Here is a 20,122-nt window from a genome sequence, read left to right as displayed (position 1 = left end):
ATGTTAGATAACCTTTTTCTCAGATTACAAGAATTATATCCAGAGATGGTGGATTTTCGCAGAGACCTTCATATGTATCCGGAGCTATCACATCATGAAGTAAACACACCTAAAAAAGTGGCTAATTACCTGACTAAATTAGGAATAGAAGTCAGAACCGAGGTTGGCGGAATAGGGGTAGTTGGGTTATTAAAAGGAGGAAAGCCGGGGAAAACCGTTGCGTTACGTGCTGATTTTGATGCTCTTCCAATTCAAGAGGAAACAGATGTGGAATTTAAATCCCGTGTCCCTGGAGTTATGCATGCATGTGGACATGATATACATACCGCTGCATTACTAGGGGTTGCCACCGTGTTAAGTGAAATCAAAGAACAAATTCCAGGAAATATCGTATTTCTCCATCAGTTTGCTGAGGAAGTAATTCCTGGCGGAGCGAAGGCCATGATTGAAGATGGCTGTCTGGATGGTGTGGACGTGGTATATGGTGCTCACGTTTCTTCCATCCAATCTCTTGGACAGGTCGGAGTCAAAGAAGGGGACGCAATGGCTGCTGGAGATACATTCGAAATTGATATTTTCGGTCGAGGGGGCCATGCGGCAACTCCACATTTAACGGTAGATCCTATCACAGTTGGCAGCCAACTAATCGTGAATCTACAACAAGTAGTTAGTAGAAAAGTAGACCCTGTCAAACCAGCTGTGGTATCTGTTGCTGCTTTTAATGCCGGTACAGGATTTAACGTTATCCCTGATAAAGCAAAGATAACAGGAACGGTTCGAACCTTTGATGAGGATGTTCGTGACATGATTGAACAATTGCTTGGAGATATCGTCGAAACAACTTGTAAAGGCATGGGAGCAACAGCATCATACCAATATGTAAGGGGCTACCCAGCTGTAAAAAATGATCTGGCTGAAACAAAAAGGCTGGAAGGATTGGCAAAAAATTTATTTGGTGAAGAGAATGTCCATTCGATCTCCCCACAAATGGGTATGGAGGATTTCGCGTATTATTTACAAGAAAGACCAGGGACCTTTGTTTATGTCGGTGGCGCCACCGAATTGATTGAGGTGTACCCGCATCATCATCCGAAGTTTAATGTTGATGAGCGTTCGATGCTGGATATTGGAAAACTATTTATCTCTGCCGTTTTTGATTATTTAACAGAAGGAGAAATCAGCCAATCAGAGCTGATCGAAATCACAGCAAAGTAGTACGTCATAATTACGTGAGTACCGTTTCAAGGTAATTGGGTGAGTGTCTAATTACCTTGAAGATTACAAAAACTTTATCGAAAGATGGAGCTCAATAAAAGGAGGTCACAAGATGGAACAAGTGTTAAACTTAGCAAACAGTACCCCGGTATGGATTATAGCTAGTTTTTTTGTATTCATAGTTATTTTTCAGGCGTTGATCTTTATGCGCATTGCTACAAAAACAGCACCTAGCATTGGTATGACCTCAGTTGAAACAAAAAGAGCGATAAGGACTGGGTTTATTAGCAGTCTTGGTCCATCTTTTGGGATTGTCGTAGTCATTATTTCTCTAATTGCTGTCCTCGGCGGTCCCATGACTTTAGCCCGTATTGGAATTATTGGATCAGCGGCAACGGAGTTAACAGCTGCAGGGATTGGGGCAAATGCCTATGGGGTCGAATTAAACTCATCTGAATTTGGCTTAGTAGCATTTACGAATGCTGTTTGGACGATGTGCCTAGGGGGAACTGGATGGCTGATTTTCACAGCTTTATTTACAAAATCCTTAGGAAAAGCGCAGAAAAAGGTTGAGAAAACAAATGGGGCCATGTTGACAATCGTTTCAACTGCTGCGATGCTTGGAGCGTTTGGTTATCTTGCCAGCCAACAAATGGCAAATGGATTTAGTGAAACAGTAACTGTTATTTTGTCGGCGATCATGATGATATTACTTTTAACTTTAGCTAAGAGAATGAATATTCGTTGGCTTTCTGAGTGGGCGTTAGGCATCTCACTTGTGGTCGGCTTAACGATTGGTTATTTATCTACACTTATTTAATCATAGGAGGGATGTTGTAATGGCAATTTCAAGGTTTGTCGAAGTGGCAAGTAGAAGCGTTGAACGTGGTTCAGAAGTAATTGATATGGATACCTTTCATAAGCAGTCTGACTTTTGGGGACGGTTAACGTTATGGACACTTATTCTCCTATCGTTTGTTCCTCCTTTATATTTTTCCTTCGTTCTCGGTTATCATCCGGGTTGGTCGGCTATTCTGGGTGGTTTAGTGGGATATGCAGCTTTTGTGGGGGTGATGTGGTTTTTAGAACCGATCACTTACTATCCTATTCTAGGAAAGTCCGGCACGTATATCGCATTTCTTACGGGGAACATTGCTAATATGTGTCTTCCGTGCTCCGCATCGGCACAAGAAGCAGTTGGTGCTGAACCAGGAACGAAAAAGGCAGAAATTGCCGGTACATTAGGTATCGCGACGGCATCACTGACCAATATTATCGTGGTTATCCTATCCGTTTTAGGAGGAACATTCCTCCTTTCCATTATTCCGCAACCCGTTGAGGATGCACTTAAGTTCATCCTTCCGGCCATCTTTGGTGGCGTACTTGGCCAGTTCGCCATGAAAAAACCATTATACGGACTGATTGCATTTGCAATTGGGATGGCTGTCTTCTTTTCACCAATCACCGCCTTAATTAAGCTGGTCTTATGTGTTGCTTTAACAGTATCCGTTGTGCTTTTTATGGAAAAATTAAAAGGCGCTAAAAGCGCTTAAGAGAATTTCGGGAGATCTGTCAATTTGGCAGGTCTCTTTTTTATGCTAATCGTGAGTAGTTATTTTCGTACTTCAATAGTAAGTTGTTGAGTTAATGAAAATTCACATGCAAGTTTTAAATACTCTAATGAACTAAAATGTAAGTGCTGTTAAAGTAAACAAGATTTTAGTAGTTTTATATAGAAATTTGCCCTATTTATGATCCTTTTTATGTGCTAACTGCCGACAAACTTAAACACATAAGTTTGTCGACAGCCTTAAGCAGCCAAGGCTGCTATTTTTTTCTCAATCTTAATAACGGTTTTGAAATAATTGGCGTCAACACACCTGAAAGAATAGCTTCAGTAATTCCATTAGTGGCTACAATGGTCAGCAGTGCAGGCAAGAGCTGCTCCATGTCCAACTTTAAAAAGTTCGCATATGGCTCCCGATAAAATAAATAAATGAATCCAAGCACTAAAAAAGTATTTGTTAAAGATCCCAGCACACCGGCAACACTCATTCTTGCTGTTTCATTGAGCTTGCCACTGAGTAACCGATGGAACACATATGCAGCAACCACACCAATTAAAATCCGAGGCAAAACGGATACAAGCGGATTCGTGAAAACAATTGGTGCAATTAGGCTTGTCGGGGCGACAAATGCCCTGATGAACGTGATGATTCCCCATATGCCGCCTACAATGGCTCCTTCTTTCGTTCCGAGGACGATTGCTGCGATAATGACCGTTACCTGAATAATCGTCAAGCTAAGCGGTCCCATCGGGATATATCCTAAAAACGGGATTGTCGTTTGAATAATGATGATGGCAGAAAGCATCCCTAATAGGACCATTCGGAATGTCTTATTTTTTTTGTTCATGAATAGCCTCCTTTTAAACTAATAATATATTCTTTGTTATCATTCTACAAATACAAAAGAGACAATAGGGGGAAAGAAAAAGAGCGTTATTTCTAGATATTCCTATTCTTTTGTCGGTTTCAAAAAGGTATCAAGAACATTAAATCGAATATCTTTACAAAGGAAGCAGTTGTTAGGAAGATAGGGATGAAATTTATAGTAGGTTAGAAAAAATATCCAAATTACCCTTGTATTACAAGGTATAAACCATTATCCTAACTATATACCTTGCAATACAAGACATTGAAGAATGGTGGAACACGAATGTCACAAACACAAATGATGAAGGGGATATTAGATGGTTGTCTCTTAGCCATTATAAATGGGAAGGAATGCTACGGGTATGAGATGGCCGAGCGTTTAAGTGAGTATGGTTTTGATACGGTTAGTGAGGGTACAATTTATCCACTATTAATGAGGATGCAGCGAGAAGGATTAGTCACTTCTGTCCTTAGAGAATCAACAGCTGGTCCAAAGAGAAAGTACTATACCTTAACTGAAGAAGGGCAAAAGGCATTAGAGAGTTTTTTAACTAGATGGAGCCAACTCGAGAAGTGTGTGAATACCATTATTTCAAAAGAAATTAAGAGTTGAGGTGATACATGTGGCACAATATCAATTATCAGATAAAAGTATGAAATTTATTGAGGATTTGACACTTTATTTGTTTTCAAGCGGAAAAAACAACGAAGAGATTAATGAAATTACCGACGAGCTTAAAGATCATCTTTATCAAGCAGAACAAAATGGGAAATCCATTGAACAAATCGTCGGTGCTTCCCCAAAAGAGTATATGAAGGGTATTTCTAGTGAAATGAAAACGGACTATAAAGCATGGGCGAAATATGTTCCTCTAATCATTCTCGGCTCCATGTCCTATTCTATTTTTGGTGATCTCCTAAAGGGGACACTAAATTATAGTTTGTTAAAAATCATAGGATCAATCGTATATAGTCTCTTGTTCCTTGGTGGAGTTTTCTTTGCTTTTCGATACACCGCTAGAAACCAGTTATCTAGAAAGATGGAGTTCGTTATTTTATTATTGCCCATTATGATAAGTATGCTCTTTTTTGGGGCAACAATTATAGCCGACGCTATATATCAGACACCAGTCATTCATTTTGGAGTGTTAGGTAGTTTGTTCATTGGACTCCTCTTTCTTTGTTTTGTTATTTATTTTTCTTTTTGGGCTAAGACAGCCATTTTACCAGTAACCTTACTAGCACTCCACCTCCCAACATTTATTCTATCGATTACTTTATCTAGTAAAGAATTACAATTAATCATTGGGATGATCGTATCGTATTTGATAATTGGGCTATATTTACTTTACCTATTAAAGAAAGAGAAGAAGAAAGAAACGAGTCAATAAAATCACTTCCACATACAGAGCGTTGATCCAAATGGATTAAGGCTTTTTTTGTGTAGAAAATCTATCTACTTTATGGATATGACAGACATTTATTATAAAGGTATTGATTTGATTATTGATATTGTAAAGTGGCACTAAAAAAAACATAATCAGGATGCTCTTTAAAATTGAAGTGAATACAAAGTGAATTGAGAGGGTTGGGACCGTACAAATTCTCAAGTAAAAAAGGGCTAAAGAAGGGTTTGTTCTTATGTGTGAAAATTGTTTGAATATACGTACAACTTATATTAATATAAATGAAAGTACACTTACGTACAAGAAAGAAACTACAATGTAAGCGATTTCTGTTATTTCGACAAAATCATTTTACAAGACGAGGTGCTCTTATGAAAACGAAATATGACATTGTGAAACAAGAAATTAAATCGAGAATTTTAGATGGAACCTTTCAACCTCACCAAAAAATACCTTCTGAGAGTGAATTAATGAAGCAATTTGAGGTAAGCCGTCATACTGTTCGAATTGCAATTGGGGAGCTTGTTAATAAAGGATGGCTTTATAGAGAACAAGGTGCAGGTACTTTTTGTACAGACCGCATACATAATAATAATGGGCTATCAAGTGTAGGAAATCAAAAAAACATTGCCATTGTCACTACTTTTATTTCAGATTATATTTTTCCTTCAATTATTAGAGGTGCAGAATCCGCTTTGAGCGAACACGGTTACAATGTAAGTCTATTTAGTACAAATAATGATCATAACAATGAAAGAAGGGTCCTTGAAAAGATTTTATCAGAGCCTTTTGAAGGAATCATTGTCGAACCGACAAAAAGTGCAACATCAAACCCCAATATTAATTACTACCTAAATCTCGAACGTTTAAACATTCCATATATTATGGTTAATGCACTTTATGATGAATTGGAGCCAATAAGCATAACGATTAATGACCAAAAAGGTGGATATATTCAAGCTGAACATCTCATTCAATTAGGACACCGAAACATATTGGGCTTCTTTAAAACGGATGACCTTCAAGGAGTAAAAAGAATGAAGGGCTTTATTCAAGCTCATCGTAATCATGGTGTCACGATTAATCCAAATGGGATCATAACTTATAATACAAGTGAAAAGTTAACCAAACCAAAAGAGGTACTTACAAAACTATTAGACCTAGACAAAGATTCTAGACCTACAGCCATTGTTTGTTATAATGACGAACTAGCTATTACCTTGCTAGATGTACTGCGAGAAAAAAACCTACGTGTTCCGGATGATATATCTCTTGTTGGCTTTGACAATTCGTTTATGGGAAATTTAACGGAAGTAAAATTAACAACGATTACTCACCCTCAGAGTAAGTTAGGTGAAACAGCGGCAAATATGATTGTAGATCTTGTAAAAGAAAAAAATGGTCAACAGAAAAAATCTGTTGAAAAGGTACAATCGGTTGTTTTTGAGCCAAGTTTAATTGTACGGAGTTCTACAGCGGAGTTAAATCATTGTAAAAAGGTTACTTAATGAAAAGAATAACCCTTCATTACCAAAAGATAGAAAATATTATTTTTTAAATTTTCTAAAAGTTCTTGAAAAAATATTAACAGTTTAATATAATCGTTTGTAGATACATATACGTACGAGTTTGATTAAATGAGGCCTTTTTGTAATGGTGGTTCGTATAATAAAGGAGAGATTTTAAGCAATAACTCATTAACTGATTCTGCATTTTTGTAAGCGTAATCATAATAATGGGAGATATTTCATCGAAACTTATTTTTCATATAACTTTAAAGGAGGTAAGATAAGAAAATATTTTTTTTAAAATTGTATGTAAGCGCGCTGACAAGAGAGTAGAACGCTTAGTTAAGTTTTCAATAACCAGTAAATTGGATGTGTCTAACTAAATAAAATTTTTTATTACGAAATGAACACATACTCTTTCATCCTCATAATCATTTCACCCCTAACTTTCTTTGACCAAACACCTGTGATAACAAATAAAATGACTCAACTCTTGAATATGATTAGTGTTTAAATGGTATTTATGAAGAATCTTTTAAGCTAATGATGTATTTAAAAGGGAGGGTTTTCTAATGTTACCTACGTCAAAGAGTACATCCCAAGAACTTGTTTTGCCGGTAAAAAGACAAAATAAATTAGTAAAAATATTAAATTCAAAAAAAGTAGTACCTTATATTTTTGTCTCTCCATTTATTCTTTCTTTTCTGGTGTTTTCTTTATATCCGTCTATCAAAGCAATAATCATGAGTTTTCAACAAGTACTGCCTGGACAAACGACATTTATAGGTCTATCTAACTATTCAAGAGTTTTTAATCCAACATTTTTTAAAGCGCTATCAAATACATCAATCTATGTTATATTGACTGTTTTCATTTTAGTCATTACACCTATTATTTTAGCCGTGTTGTTAGATTCTAAGATTGTAAAATTTAAGACGTTTTTCCGTGCATCTTTGTTTTTACCTGCTTTAGCATCAACCATCGTATCTGGTATGGTTTTTAGATTAATGTTTGGTGAAACGGACACAGCAGCTGCCAACCAAATTCTTAACTGGATAGGATTAGAGTCTGTTGACTGGAGATATAATGCGTGGTCTGGAATGTTTTTGATGGTCTTACTTTGCTCTTGGAGATGGATGGGTGTTAATATCCTTTATTTCTTAGCAGCACTTCAAAATGTGCCTAAGGAATTATATGAAGCAGCAGAAATAGATGGAGCTTCAACGTTTAAGAAATTCATCTATGTTACTTTACCATTCCTAAAGCCTGTTACGATCTTTGTTACGACCATTTCAGTTATCAATGGATTTAGAATGTTTGAGGAAAGCTTCGTGTTCTGGGAAGCGGGGTCACCAGGAAACATCGGGTTAACCGTTGTTGGTTATTTATATCAGCAAGGTATTCAACAAAATGATATGGGATTTGGTGCAGCAATCGGAGTGGTTTTAATGCTTATCATATTTGTTGTCAGCTTCATTCAACTCATTTTAACTGGAGCATTTAAAAAGGAGGATGCGTAAATGAAAAAGAAAAATCATTCTCTTTTAGTTTGGGTTGCGAACATTAGTTTTATCATCATTTCATTTATTGCATTATTCCCCATATTGAACCTATTAATCTCATCATTTAGACCTTCATCGGAAATCATGCGGAATGGAATTAGTTTAACATTCGACCCTAGTAAACTAAGCCTTACTAACTATACGTTCATCATTACTGAAGCTGGAAATTACTGGACTTGGTATATAAACAGCTTATCCATTTCAGCGATTACAATTATCTTATCGTTATTGTTTTCTTCGATGGTAGGGTATGCACTGGCTTTATATGATTTTAAAGGAAGGAATCTTATCTTTGGCTTTGTTCTCTTTATCTTAATGGTTCCATTTGAAATACTCATGCTGCCTTTGTTTCAATTAATGATCAGTATGAACTTAATTAACACCTATACAGCTGTTATTCTACCAGCAGTCGTAGCGCCAGTTGCTGTGTTCTTTTTCCGACAATATGCGATTGGTCTTCCTAAGGAATTAATGGATGCAGCTAGAATTGATGGAGCTACTGAATACGGAATTTTCTTTAGGATTATGTTGCCACTCATGGCACCTTCGATGGCAGCTATGGCCATTCTTCAAGGGTTGGGAAGCTGGAATAACTTCTTATGGCCATTAATTGTTCTAAGGTCCAACGATATGTTTACACTACCAATTGGTTTAGCTACTTTATTAACACCATATGGGAATAACTACGATATTTTAATTGCTGGGTCTGTAATGACAATCGTACCAATCATCATTCTATTTATCTTATTCCAACGTTATTTTGTAGCGGGACTTACCGTTGGTGGAGTGAAAGGTTAATAAAAGCACCAGAGTAAAGAGGTGGAAAGTAACATGAATGGAAAACAACTAGTAACAAAACTAGATACTATACTTCAATGGATTTCACGCCTTGTCCTTTTAAATGTATGTTGGATTTTGTTTTCAGTCCTAGGTTTATTTGTGGCTGGTCTATTTCCAGCTACGGCTGCCTTACTCGGAGTAGCTCGGAAGTGGATCATGGGAGATCATGAGGTAAAAATCTGGAATACATTCAAGCAAATATATCGGCAGGAATTCGCTGCTGCTAATATCATTGGATGGATTTTATCACTCGCTGGAGCAATCCTTTTCATTAATTATCAATTGATAAGCACTGCGACAGGTGAACTGGGTTTTGTTTTACCATTTGCGTTTTACTTTCTTGTTTTTTTCTACTCCATTCTCTTAATCTGGGCTTTTCCATTACTTGTCCATTATAAGGCAACGTGGAGACAACATATTAGAAATGCGATGATTATCGGATTATCTAAAATTCATTATACGATTATGTGTGGGTTGGTGTTGTTTTCTATCATCTATTTTTCCCTTAGTTATCCAGGTCTGATCCCATTTTTTACATTTAGTGTGATTGGGTTTGGTTCTATGTGGTTTTCCATGCGAATTTTCAACAAAATGGATCAAGGGCTAAAGAGTCAGCTAGCAGATCATTGATAAATAGTAGTATAAATAACCTTTGAATCTTTTATGAGTTATCTCCTACAGTGAAATAGAATACTAGCTAATGATGTAGGTTTAATCAGCTTTTGTGAGCGCTCACTAAGTTTAATAGTTTTCCTAACTTAGGGGAGGTGAGTATTCCAACTTTAAACTTTTTATTAAGTACTCCAGTTTTTTAAAATTAGAATTAGGGGGATGAATATGAAAATGAAAAGTTTGTTATCTATACTATTGGGATTATCCTTGTGTTTCCTGTTGGTAGCCTGTAAAGGTGGAAGCTCAACTTCTGGGGAAGCAACTGAATCAGAGGTAATAGGTGGAGACGTTGAAAACGCTACCGAATTAAAGTATTGGACTTTTGTTGAATTACACATGGATTTCTTCAAAGACGCAGTACCTCGTTGGAATGAACTTCATCCAGATAAACCGATTAAACTTGTTGCTGAAACTTTCCCTTATGATCAAATGCACAACAATTTGCTTCTCGCTTTACAATCTGGGAAAGGTGCACCTGACATTTCTGATATTGAAGTAGGTCGTTTTCCAAACTTCTTACAAGGTGAACCGCAGTTGTTACCTATGAATGAATATGTTGAACCTGAAATGGATAATTTCATTAAATCCCGTCTAGATATCTATTCAAAAGATGGAAATTATTACGGTATGCCTACTCACGTGGGGGCAACTGTTATGTATTACAATAAAGAAATTATGGACCAAGCTGGAGTTGATATCGATTCAATTAAAACATGGGATGATTATGTTGAAGCAGGTAAAAAGGTTGTTGCAAACACAGATGCTGTTATGACAACAGTACATACTGGTGACGCAACCACTTTCCAACAAATGATAAGCCAACAAGAGTCTGATTTATTTGATGCAGAGGGCAATTTAACGGTAGATAGTGAAAAGAATGTAAAGACACTTTCTTTATTAAATGACATGCTTCATACGCATAAAATTGCAGAGTTAACTCCAGGTGGGGAACCACATGCTGAAGAGTTTTATGCTTTTATGAATGACGGAAAAGCAGCTTCCATTTCAATGCCAATGTGGTATATGGGACGTTTTACAGACTATATGCCTGATCTAAAAGGTAAGATGGTGATTCGTCCAATGCCTGCATGGGAAGAAGGCGGAGATCGTTCCGTTGGTATTGGTGGAACAGGTACAGTTGTAACAAATCAAACAGAGCATGCAGAACTTGCAAAAGAGTTCTTAGCATTTGCGAAGCTTTCTAAGGAAGCAAATATTAAGCTATGGACCGTTTTAGGGTTTGATCCTCCACGTTGGGATGTTTGGGAAGACCCTGCCGTTCGGGAAGATAACAAGTTCTATCAATACTTTGGTACCGATATATTTGATACGTTACTAGAAATTAAAGATGAAATTAATGGTATTAAAATAACGGAACATTATCCAGACGTTTTAACGGAGTTAAATACAAACACATTAAATAATGTCCTCAGACAGAAATCACAGTCACCTGAAGAAGCATTAAAACAAGCACAAGAAACTGTCGAGGCGAACATGCAATAACCACATTGAATAAGGGGTTGGAATCCTTTTATAAAGGGGATCCAACCCTTTTTTCTGATAATGCAGAGGTTAATATGGCTGGCAGATTATATTAAAGCGAAAAAGCGTGGTAAGAAGAATATTAATCTTTCCTTTGATGAGTGGAATGTTTGGTACCATTGTAGAGAGCAGGATAAGCTTATTGAACCATGGAGTGTCGCACCACCACTGCTTGAAGATATTTATAATTTTGAATTTGAATCCGGAAAAGTGGATCGACTAGGTATCATTTCTTTTACTGTAGAAGGGAATGGAAATGGAATGAGAGGGTTGAACTTTTAAACCAGATATAAAGCTGTAGTCATTGGAGCAGAGGACGAATCTCTGCTCTTTCCATTTAATCTTGCATGTATAGAATTTCTAGGAGTGGAAAGAGAATTAGCCGAAAGCGTTGTAGAACCAAATGAGGTGGTACGAGATTCGGTAAAGTTATTACCTAGACAGGAAATTTTAAGCAGAGTCGCTTTGCGTACGGATGATATAGAGGAAGTAGCAAGGCATTTAACCAAGCTTAATTTGGAGTGGTGCGTTTTTGTGATATCGTTTGTACATAAACAAATCTTTTACTACTGTACTTAGTTGAATTATCAAATGGGTTAACATGAAATTGGAAATAGGAGATTGGTTAGCAAAATAGTGAGATTTATAGTATATATAGATAAACAAAGTATTAGTTAGATATTATAGGAGGGTATATGAAGCGATTTCTTTCTATCAGTTCCACTCTTATCATTCTCTTGTTAGCCGGTTGTACAGGAAATGAATTAGATCAATCTCTCAATAAAGAAAATCAGATTGAACTTGAATTTTTTTCACCGAAACCTGAAACAGAAGTGATCTTTAATGAACTCATTCAAGAGTATGAAGGGTTGCATCCTAACGTTACGATTAAGCAGGTCATTGTACCTGAACCGATGACCGTTTTAAAAGCAAGAATTGCAAGAGGTGATATTCCAGATCTATTTATTACTTATCCGATCGAACAAGATTATAAAGTAAGAGCTGAAAAAGGATATCTGCTTGATTTATCATATGAACCCTTCATTAAAAATATCCAACCCACTATCCAAAATCGTTATCTTATAAACGGAAAGATGTACGGTGCTGCGTTAACCCAAAATGCAGTAGGAGTTCTATATAATAAGGATCATTTCGAAGAATTAAATTTATCGGTTCCTAACAGTTGGAATTCGTTTGTGCAAGTTTTGGAAGAGTTAGAGTCTAATGGGAAAACAGCTTTACTCATGCCAAACAAAGATGCAAACCAGGCGAGTATTTTTAATCTAAACTTAGTCGCAAATGAATTCGAAACGAGTTATTGGGAAAAGGATGAGTTTTCAATTGTTTCTGATCCGAGGTGGAGAGAAATATCAGAAAAAACCCTTACGGTGCTGTCATATGTGCAGCCAAATTCTTTTGAAGACAGCTATTATGATGTAAATAAAAAATTTGCAAACGGTGAAGGTTCTATGTACATTATGGGAACTTGGGCGTTAACGATGATCGAAAAGTCGAATCCATATTTAAATTATGGCATTTTTCCATTTCCAGCATCGAATCAAATGGATCATAACGTATTGGGAGGAGTTGATATCGGCTTTGCCATTTCAGCTGATACGGAACATCCTGAAGAAGCGAAAGCGTTTTTAGCGTTTTTAATAAAAAAGGAAAACGCTCAAAGAATTTCCGATTTTGAAGGTTCGATCAGTGCTGTTAAAGGAGTTACAAACACCCATAAAGAAGGTCATTTCATAAGAGAAAAAATTGCAAGCGGGCAAGTAGTTAATTGGCCCAATCATTACTGGGCAGGAGGAACTGCTGCAGAATCCGAGTTTCGAAAATATACGGCACAGTTTTACTATGATCAAAATATGGATGTGTATCTTACGAATCTAGAAAAGATGTTTAACCGCTATTCGAATGCTAATTAAAGGCTCTTTTCTTAAACTTTGTTGCTTTTTGGAACATAATTTTATTGATTATGCTAAGTTTCAGCAGAAAATAGCATAAATTTAATAAGAAAAGAGCCAGCAAACTAAATTCATAAGCGCAAAATAGCTAATACTACGTTAAAATCGGCTTTAAGATTTTAACAACAATCTTTACGAAAACAGTTTAATTAAAAGAATTAGGTGCCGATATGATAAAATTTCAGCATAAGTTAATTATAGCCTTTATCTGTTTTGTATTAATTCCTATTATTATACTAGGGATTGTTTCTTACAAAATTTCATCCACCACGTTACAAAAAAATATTAGTGAGCAAATGATCCAAACTTTAAAGGCGGTTGATCGAAACTTATTAGCCGCTGTTTCTGAAGTGAATTCCTTTTCTGACTATGTGGTTTCATCAAGTGCCATTCAGGACTATTTAAATACACAAAATACGTCCTCGATCTATGAATTTTACAGCGATCAGCAGGAAATCGCCGGAAAGATGTATGGAAATTCACAGATTGATAATCTTGTTCTTTATACGAATGATGGGAATGTGATTACTTATACCGAGGATATGGTTACGAGCTTAGATGCGCTTCGCTCAAGTTTGTTTTTGGATCAGGTTTTACAGCAGAAAGGTCGTCCGGTTTGGTTAACTCCCTATGAAAATCAAAATCTATTCTTTAGTCAGAACTATATTCTAACTCAATCAAGAGTAATAAAGGATCTTAACACGCTTGATAATTTAGGGTATTTAATACTACATGTAAAACTAGATTTATTTGATCCGATTTTTAAAGATATATATGGAGGTCCCAGCCATGAATTGATTGTAAATAAAGCGGGGACCGTGCTTTATTCATTAAATCGAAATTTCATTGGTAAAACTCTTGACATTCAAAGTTTTTCTGAATTTCCAACAAATAAAAGTGGTTACCTCACTGATGAGTGGGACGGTGAAAAAAGTCTGATTACTTTTATGCCGTCTAGTTTTGAAACGGGAGGTAACTCACAGCTCATCCTAGTATCAATAAAGCCTTTGAAAACGATTTCCAGTGAAATCGTTAATATCCGAAACACCATGTTACTCGTTGTAGGGTTTACGGTGTTAACCGCCATTTTATTTAATTTATTGTATTTAAAAAGAATTTCTCGTTTTATTCACGAACTGTTAAATGGCATGAAACAAGTTGAAAGCGGTAGGCTGAGCAAACGAATGGGTAGTTTTAAATTTCAAGAATTACAAAACATTTCGCAGGGCTTTAATAACATGATCGGAAAACTTCAACAATTGATGAGCGACATTGAGACAGAACAGGAACGCAAGCGTGAGGCTCAGTTTAAAGTGCTACAGCAGCAGATCAATCCTCATTTTTTATACAATACACTTGAATCAATTAATGCACTCGCCGCTTTAAACGGGCAAAGGGAAATTAGTAAAATGACGATTAACCTCGGTAAACTGCTGCGCATCAGCATTAATGGAGGTTATGAAGTGAAAGTAAAGGATGAGATCCGTCATGTGATTAGCTATCTGGAAATACAGAAAATAAGATTTAATAATCGATTTTCTTTTGAAGTAGATGTAGTGGAAGAGCTGAATCATTATCCCGTCCTTAAACTAATTCTACAGCCGCTCGTAGAAAATATTTTAATCCATGAGTTTTCAAAAAGAGATGATGAAGAAGGGCTGATTAAGATTAGAGGTACGGTTTCAAACGGCCAAGGCGAGTTTTGGATTGAAGACAATGGGAAGGGTATTGATGAACGTGTCCTAATGGAATTAAATAAGTGGAGACTTGAAAATCATCATACTCAGGCAAGTAATGGTCACGGTGTACGCAATGTTGATGAGCGGCTCAGACTTTTTTATGGAGAGAAATATGGTCTTATCATTTGTTCGACGAAAAATAAGGGTACGGTAATTAAAATTTCATTTCCGATTAAAGGTGATTAAATGGGATATAAAGTAGTAATTGCGGATGACGAAAAGTTAATCTTAAAAAATCTTGCACAAATCATCGATTGGCAGGGATTAGACTGTGAAATCATTGGGACAGCTGAAAATGGACAAGAAGTCATGGAGATCATCGAAAATCAACAAGCTGATCTTCTATTAACAGATATTTCAATGCCTGAAATGAACGGGATTGAACTGTTAAAGACAGTAAATCAGATCGATAATAAGCCAATGGTTATATTAATAAGCGGTTATGATGATTTTGAATATGCAAAAGAAGGAATTAAAAATAACGCGTTCGACTATATTTTAAAGCCAATTGATTATGACGAATTGGAAGATTGCGTTAAAAGAGCGCTTAACCAGATAAAAGAGAAAAAAGTAAATGTGTATGAGCATGAGAAATATGCGATTTATGAGCTAATTACATCAGGGAAAGTGGACGCACAAATCAACAACAAACAAGCTCTTTATTTCTCAGTGATTGTAAAAAACTATAAGGAAGACATCGAATTCATTTTTACAAAAATTAAAGCCTTTCTTTGTAAGTGGAATGCGAACCTATTTGTTTTCAAGCTGTCAGATAGAGAAGTGATGGTAGTCGTCGAAATGGCAAAACACTTCATCAATCAAGCAGGGGAGATTACGGATGCATTTTCACAGCAGCTTCTTTATGCAGGCTCTGATCAATGCATCATCTCGGTTGGTAAAGTCGTTGAGCAGTTATTCGAAATAAAGCATTCCGTTGATGTTGCCAAGGAATTACTAAAATATGAAAACTATATAAGTGGCAATGTTCTGACAGAAGAGCGGTTAAAGAAAGAATATAAGCCCAGCCAATCAGCTGCAGATATGATGGAAGAGGCGCTCGACTATATCCGAAATCACTTTCAAACCGATCTTGGTGTGGAACAGACAGCCGAACATGTAGGATTAAGTGTTAGCTATTTCAGCCTGCTTTTTAAACAAAAAACCGGTCTTACATTTCTCGATTATGTAACAAATGTCAGAATGGAATATGCCTGCCTTTTCCTGCAAAATACAGATCTTAAAACATATGAAATTGCCGAAAAAGTCGGCTATACCGACCAGCGCTACTTCAGCCAAGTATTTAAAAGGAAAATGAAAAAAACACCAAGTGAATTTCGTAAACTAGTAAAAAATAAGTAAGCCTCTCCCTACTAGGTTAAAGGGTTCCGTTTTGAAGTGCTTTTCTTAAAATACGTGCCGAAATGACAGTCGTATTGGCATCGTTATTGGTATATAAAAAAGTAAAACTCGCCATAATTGGCGAGTTTCTTTATTATGAATACAAAAACGTTATTTATATAAAACCTCACTTACTTGTAATACGGTTCACCGTAATGCATCAAAATGAGGTTCTCTTGGATTTTTGAGATAAAACTCAGATGTTTTGTCCTTAATCGAGTAACCAGCAAAAGTAAAATAAGCGGAGAATTTCCGGTTAGATGCTGAATGGAGCCTCGTTTCGGGGTAAATAAGGGGACGTTTTCCGCTTATGCAAAGCAAAATCTCCCATTTTCGAATTTTTCGAGCAAATAGGCGGAATCTCTCCGTTTATTTAACCTTTTTTTAAAATAATTACTAAGTTAAGCGGAATTTCTCCGTCTATTTATCAGGTCAGGTGCTTAAGCTGATTTCAATAATAAGAATTTAAACATTTTTTAGAGAAATGTCGCATTTTGAAAGCGCTTTAAGTACTTTATTATTAACTTATGAAAGCGCTAAACTAACTCGCACCTCAATAATGAAAGCGCTTGATTAGATATTAAGAGAACGAGGGGGAGAAGTATGAAAAAGTTAATATTGTTTGTTTCAATACTGTCTTTAGTCTTTTCGTTAGTAGCTTGTAGTTCAGACAAAACTAGCGGCAGTGACAAAATTGTAGTTTGGACACAAGCCGCAGCAGATCATCCAGAAGGAAAGATGTTTGCTGACCGAGTAAAGAGCTACAATGAGGCTCATCCAGACGGACCTAAAGTCGAAATACAAAACATCACACGTGCAGGAGCTGGTTCAGGATACATAGATAAGCTGAATGCAGCAATTACAGCAAATGACATGCCTGATATTTTTACATTAGACGGACCTGATATTGGGGCTTACGTTGATTCAGGATTACTTGGTGAACTAGATGAATACATGAGCGAAGGATTCAAAGATGGATTCACGCAAGCGATCATCGACCAAGGAACAGTGGACGGGAAATTCTACGGAATGGGTTACTCAGACTCAGGCGTAGCCATCATGTATAACGAAGACATGATCAATGCACTACCTGAAGATATAAAAGCATTAGTTCCTTCACTTGATCAAGACTGGACATGGGATCAATTTATTGAGTTATCAAGAAAAGTGGACGAGTTTGCAAAAACGTCGGATGATCCAGTGTTTGCAAATTATGAAGCGGCTGTAAGTTTATTACTAACAGATATTACTGCAGGTGCCTATGAATTAGGAACATACTACTTCACACCACTTCTTTGGGGAAATGATGCAAACATCGTCGCTGAAGATGGTGTCACAGTTGATGGCGTCTTAAACAGTGACAAAAGTGTAGAAGCACTAACAAAGTATGCGCAATTATTTGCTGAACCAGCACTTGCTAGTGCGACAGAATCTGAAAAAACATTCCATACAGGAAAATCAGCACTATCAGTTAGCGGATTCTGGTATGTAAATGAACTGATCAATAATTATCCTGACTTAAAATTCAAAACCGTTCGTTATCCGAAAATGAGTAAAGACTTCGAAGGGTTATACACACCATCAGGTTCTTGGGCATTTGTACGTAACGGACAAGAAGAAGACGAAGAACGCATTAAGCAAATCGTTGAAGTCATGGAATGGTTAACTAACGACGAAGCATCAAAAGAATATTTCGCTAAAAACGGTTCTATTCCAACAAGAATCAATTCCGTTGACGCGATTGATACAAATACAGACAACCCATCTCACAACGATGCTTGGACCGTATTAAAGTATCAAGTGGAAAACACAAACAAATCTCGTCCGGTATCACCTGGATATCCTTATCTTTCTGAAACCTTTGCAAAAGACGTTATTCTAAAAATCGCTCAAAACAAAGCGACAGATGAAGCAACAATCAAGAAATATTTAGACGATGCATCGAAGAAAATTGAATTGGAATTTGCGAAGTACAAAAAATAATCGTTTGTAAAAAGTAAGAGGTGAGGTGATGACCTCACCTCTTACTTTTTTTATAAAAGGGGTGTGAACCATGAAGAAATTGATCAAACGTATTGTAAAAGTGAGAAATACAACCGAACACCTCAGACAAAGTGAACATTATAAAACAAGAGATATCGTGTCCGCTTACGGATTTTTAACACCTGCTTTAATTCTTGCGATTCTCTTCATTGTATTACCAATTATTCTAGCGTTTACGTACGGGTTTACGGATTACTATTTATTAAAACCAAACGACAAAGAATTTATTGGACTTGAAAATTTTAAGCGAATGATGACCGATGAAGTGTTGATCCAAAGTTTTAAAAACACGATTAAGTTTGTGGTGTTTGTTGTTCCTCTGCAACTGTCGATGGCACTTGGACTTGCACTCATTGTCAACAAAAAAATCAGAGGCGTAGGTTTCTTCCGTACCGCGTATTTTTCACCAGCTGTTTTATCTCTTGTTGTCATCTCAATCCTATGGACGGTTATGTTAAACCCAACATCTGGATTAATAAATGAACTCCTTGCGAATGTTGGGATTTCAAAGCAGCCTTTCCTCTCAAGTGCGTCTCAAGCAATGTATACGATCATTGCGATCTCTGCATGGTCAGGGTGTGGGTATCAAATGATGATCTTTTTAGCAGGACTTAAAAATATTGATGGAAGTCTTTATGAAGCAGCGGATATTGACGGAGCCAATGCGTTCCAAAAGTTTTTATTTATTACCATTCCGTCGTTAAAACCCATTCTGATGTTTTTAGTGATTACCACCACGATTCAGGCGTTTAAACTCATTGTTCAACCGATGGTTATGACAGGTGGAGGTCCAGATTACTCAACGATTACCATTTTGCAATACATTTATGAGTATGGATTCCGTCACCGAAACATTGGATATGCAAGTGCCATTACATTAGTATTCACAATTTTCTTAGTCGTTATCTCAATCATTATTAAAAAGCTATTTAGAGAGGAGAAAGCAGCATGAAAATTGTAAAGAAAACCTTGTTTTATATCTTGGCGTCTCTTGTGGCATTACAATTTTTACTTCCTCTTATTTGGATGATTCTTTCTTCATTTAAAATCGATGAAGTGATTTACAAAGATATGGGTACAATCTTTGCCTTTGTTCCAAGATTTTCTGATCTTTCGTTTGATTCCTATGTGGAGTTATTAGGTTTTTATAACATCTTTAAGAACGTTGGAAATAGTTTGATTTATGCATCTGTTACAGTGGTTGTAGGATTAACCATCAATTCATTGGCAGGATATGCTCTAGCAAGATTTAAATTTCCATTTAAGGATTGGATTTTAATTTTTATTATCGCACTTATGATTGTGCCAATTGAAGCGACCATTCTACCATTGTTTTTAGTGGTAAATGAGATGGGATTAATCAACACGATTCCAGGTTATTTGCTGCCATTTATCATCAATGTGATGAACATATTCTTATTCAGACAACATTTCTTATCCTTCCCTGGTGAATTGATTGAATCAGGAAAAATCGATGGACTAAGTGAAGTAGGATGTTTCTTCCGAATCGTCATGCCGTCAAGCTTAAATATGTATATTACAGTTGGAATTTTAACGTTCTTAGCATCATGGAATGATTTTTTATGGCCGGTTATGGCGTTATCAAACGCAGATTTGATGCCAATTCAAGTTGCCCTTAATGCGGTTTTTGCAGACACGTATAACATTTTCACAAGTCACATGATGGCAGCACTAACAATCGTAACGATTCCAATTGTTATTCTTTATATCATTTTCCAAAAATACATTGTGGAAGGTTCCATGCAAAGTGGAATTAAATAGAAGAGGTGCC

Annotated in this window: 17 protein-coding genes and 1 pseudogene; 17 read left to right on the top strand and 1 reads right to left on the bottom strand. The window is 36.4% G+C overall.

Going from position 1 to position 20,122, the window contains the following annotated elements:
* The 3 genes from ACRX5O_RS05845 to ACRX5O_RS05835 all read left to right on the top strand — a co-directional run bounded on the left by ACRX5O_RS05845 (position 1) and on the right by ACRX5O_RS05835 (position 2,768).
* Positions 1 to 1,215 (top strand): M20 metallopeptidase family protein, encoded by a 1,215-nt coding sequence (locus ACRX5O_RS05845; RefSeq protein ID WP_433905074.1) that lies wholly within the window; start codon positions 1 to 3, stop codon positions 1,213 to 1,215.
* A 112-nt stretch (positions 1,216 to 1,327) separates the two neighbouring features.
* A complete protein-coding gene (locus tag ACRX5O_RS05840) occupies positions 1,328 to 2,035 on the top strand; it encodes a DUF5058 family protein (RefSeq protein ID WP_433905073.1) in 708 nt (235 codons plus the stop codon).
* A 19-nt stretch (positions 2,036 to 2,054) separates the two neighbouring features.
* Positions 2,055 to 2,768, top strand: a complete 714-nt coding sequence (locus ACRX5O_RS05835; RefSeq protein ID WP_433905072.1) for a small-conductance mechanosensitive channel — start codon at positions 2,055 to 2,057, stop codon at positions 2,766 to 2,768.
* 274 nt (positions 2,769 to 3,042) lie between these two features.
* Here ACRX5O_RS05835 and ACRX5O_RS05830 read toward each other — a convergent pair whose 3' ends face one another.
* Positions 3,043 to 3,630: an ECF transporter S component gene (locus tag ACRX5O_RS05830; RefSeq protein ID WP_433905071.1), complete on the bottom strand. Its 588-nt coding sequence runs from the start codon at positions 3,628 to 3,630 to the stop codon at positions 3,043 to 3,045.
* A gap of 303 nt (positions 3,631 to 3,933) precedes the next feature.
* Here ACRX5O_RS05830 and ACRX5O_RS05825 point away from each other — a divergent pair, with 303 nt between their 5' ends.
* The 14 genes and pseudogenes from ACRX5O_RS05825 (at position 3,934) to ACRX5O_RS05760 (ending at position 20,112) form a co-directional block, all read left to right on the top strand.
* On the top strand, positions 3,934 to 4,263 hold the full coding sequence (locus tag ACRX5O_RS05825) for a PadR family transcriptional regulator (protein WP_433905070.1): 330 nt from the start codon (positions 3,934 to 3,936) through the stop codon (positions 4,261 to 4,263).
* 10 nt (positions 4,264 to 4,273) lie between these two features.
* Positions 4,274 to 5,041, top strand: coding sequence for a DUF1129 family protein (locus ACRX5O_RS05820; protein ID WP_433905069.1), 768 nt, complete (start codon positions 4,274 to 4,276; stop codon positions 5,039 to 5,041).
* Between the two features lie 386 nt (positions 5,042 to 5,427).
* On the top strand, positions 5,428 to 6,564 hold the full coding sequence (locus ACRX5O_RS05815) for a GntR family transcriptional regulator (protein WP_433905068.1): 1,137 nt from the start codon (positions 5,428 to 5,430) through the stop codon (positions 6,562 to 6,564).
* 572 nt (positions 6,565 to 7,136) lie between these two features.
* Positions 7,137 to 8,084, top strand: a complete 948-nt coding sequence (locus tag ACRX5O_RS05810) for a carbohydrate ABC transporter permease (protein WP_433905067.1) — start codon at positions 7,137 to 7,139, stop codon at positions 8,082 to 8,084.
* A complete protein-coding gene (locus ACRX5O_RS05805) occupies positions 8,085 to 8,924 on the top strand; it encodes a carbohydrate ABC transporter permease (protein WP_433905066.1) in 840 nt (279 codons plus the stop codon).
* A gap of 33 nt (positions 8,925 to 8,957) precedes the next feature.
* A complete protein-coding gene (locus tag ACRX5O_RS05800; protein ID WP_433905065.1) occupies positions 8,958 to 9,596 on the top strand; it encodes a YesL family protein in 639 nt (212 codons plus the stop codon).
* A gap of 207 nt (positions 9,597 to 9,803) precedes the next feature.
* Positions 9,804 to 11,141 (top strand): ABC transporter substrate-binding protein, encoded by a 1,338-nt coding sequence (locus tag ACRX5O_RS05795; RefSeq protein ID WP_433905064.1) that lies wholly within the window; start codon positions 9,804 to 9,806, stop codon positions 11,139 to 11,141.
* 78 nt (positions 11,142 to 11,219) lie between these two features.
* Positions 11,220 to 11,375 (top strand): annotated as a pseudogene (locus ACRX5O_RS05790) (alpha-N-arabinofuranosidase); the annotation flags it as partial.
* A gap of 500 nt (positions 11,376 to 11,875) precedes the next feature.
* The gene (locus ACRX5O_RS05785; RefSeq protein ID WP_433905063.1) at positions 11,876 to 13,111 is read left to right on the top strand and encodes an ABC transporter substrate-binding protein; all 1,236 of its coding nucleotides are present in this window, start codon (positions 11,876 to 11,878) and stop codon (positions 13,109 to 13,111) included.
* Between the two features lie 209 nt (positions 13,112 to 13,320).
* Complete coding sequence (locus ACRX5O_RS05780) at positions 13,321 to 15,075, top strand: sensor histidine kinase (protein ID WP_433905062.1); 1,755 nt, start codon at positions 13,321 to 13,323, stop codon at positions 15,073 to 15,075.
* Positions 15,076 to 16,248: a response regulator transcription factor gene (locus tag ACRX5O_RS05775; RefSeq protein WP_433905061.1), complete on the top strand. Its 1,173-nt coding sequence runs from the start codon at positions 15,076 to 15,078 to the stop codon at positions 16,246 to 16,248.
* A 642-nt stretch (positions 16,249 to 16,890) separates the two neighbouring features.
* On the top strand, positions 16,891 to 18,270 hold the full coding sequence (locus tag ACRX5O_RS05770) for an ABC transporter substrate-binding protein (protein ID WP_433905060.1): 1,380 nt from the start codon (positions 16,891 to 16,893) through the stop codon (positions 18,268 to 18,270).
* A 70-nt stretch (positions 18,271 to 18,340) separates the two neighbouring features.
* A complete protein-coding gene (locus tag ACRX5O_RS05765; protein WP_433905059.1) occupies positions 18,341 to 19,282 on the top strand; it encodes a carbohydrate ABC transporter permease in 942 nt (313 codons plus the stop codon).
* Positions 19,279 to 20,112 carry a carbohydrate ABC transporter permease gene (locus ACRX5O_RS05760; RefSeq protein WP_391560862.1) on the top strand — a complete coding sequence of 278 codons (834 nt, stop codon included), beginning with the start codon at positions 19,279 to 19,281 and terminating at the stop codon, positions 20,110 to 20,112. The genes ACRX5O_RS05765 and ACRX5O_RS05760 overlap by 4 nt, the downstream gene beginning before the upstream one ends.
* The last annotated feature ends 10 nt before the right edge of the window (positions 20,113 to 20,122 follow it).

It is taken from the genome of Robertmurraya mesotrionivorans, from assembly GCF_050971805.1.
Classification (GTDB): Bacteria; Bacillota; Bacilli; order Bacillales; family Cytobacillaceae; genus Robertmurraya_A.
The sequence above is the reverse complement of the archived record's forward strand: the minus strand, read 5'-3'. Positions and strand labels throughout refer to the sequence as shown.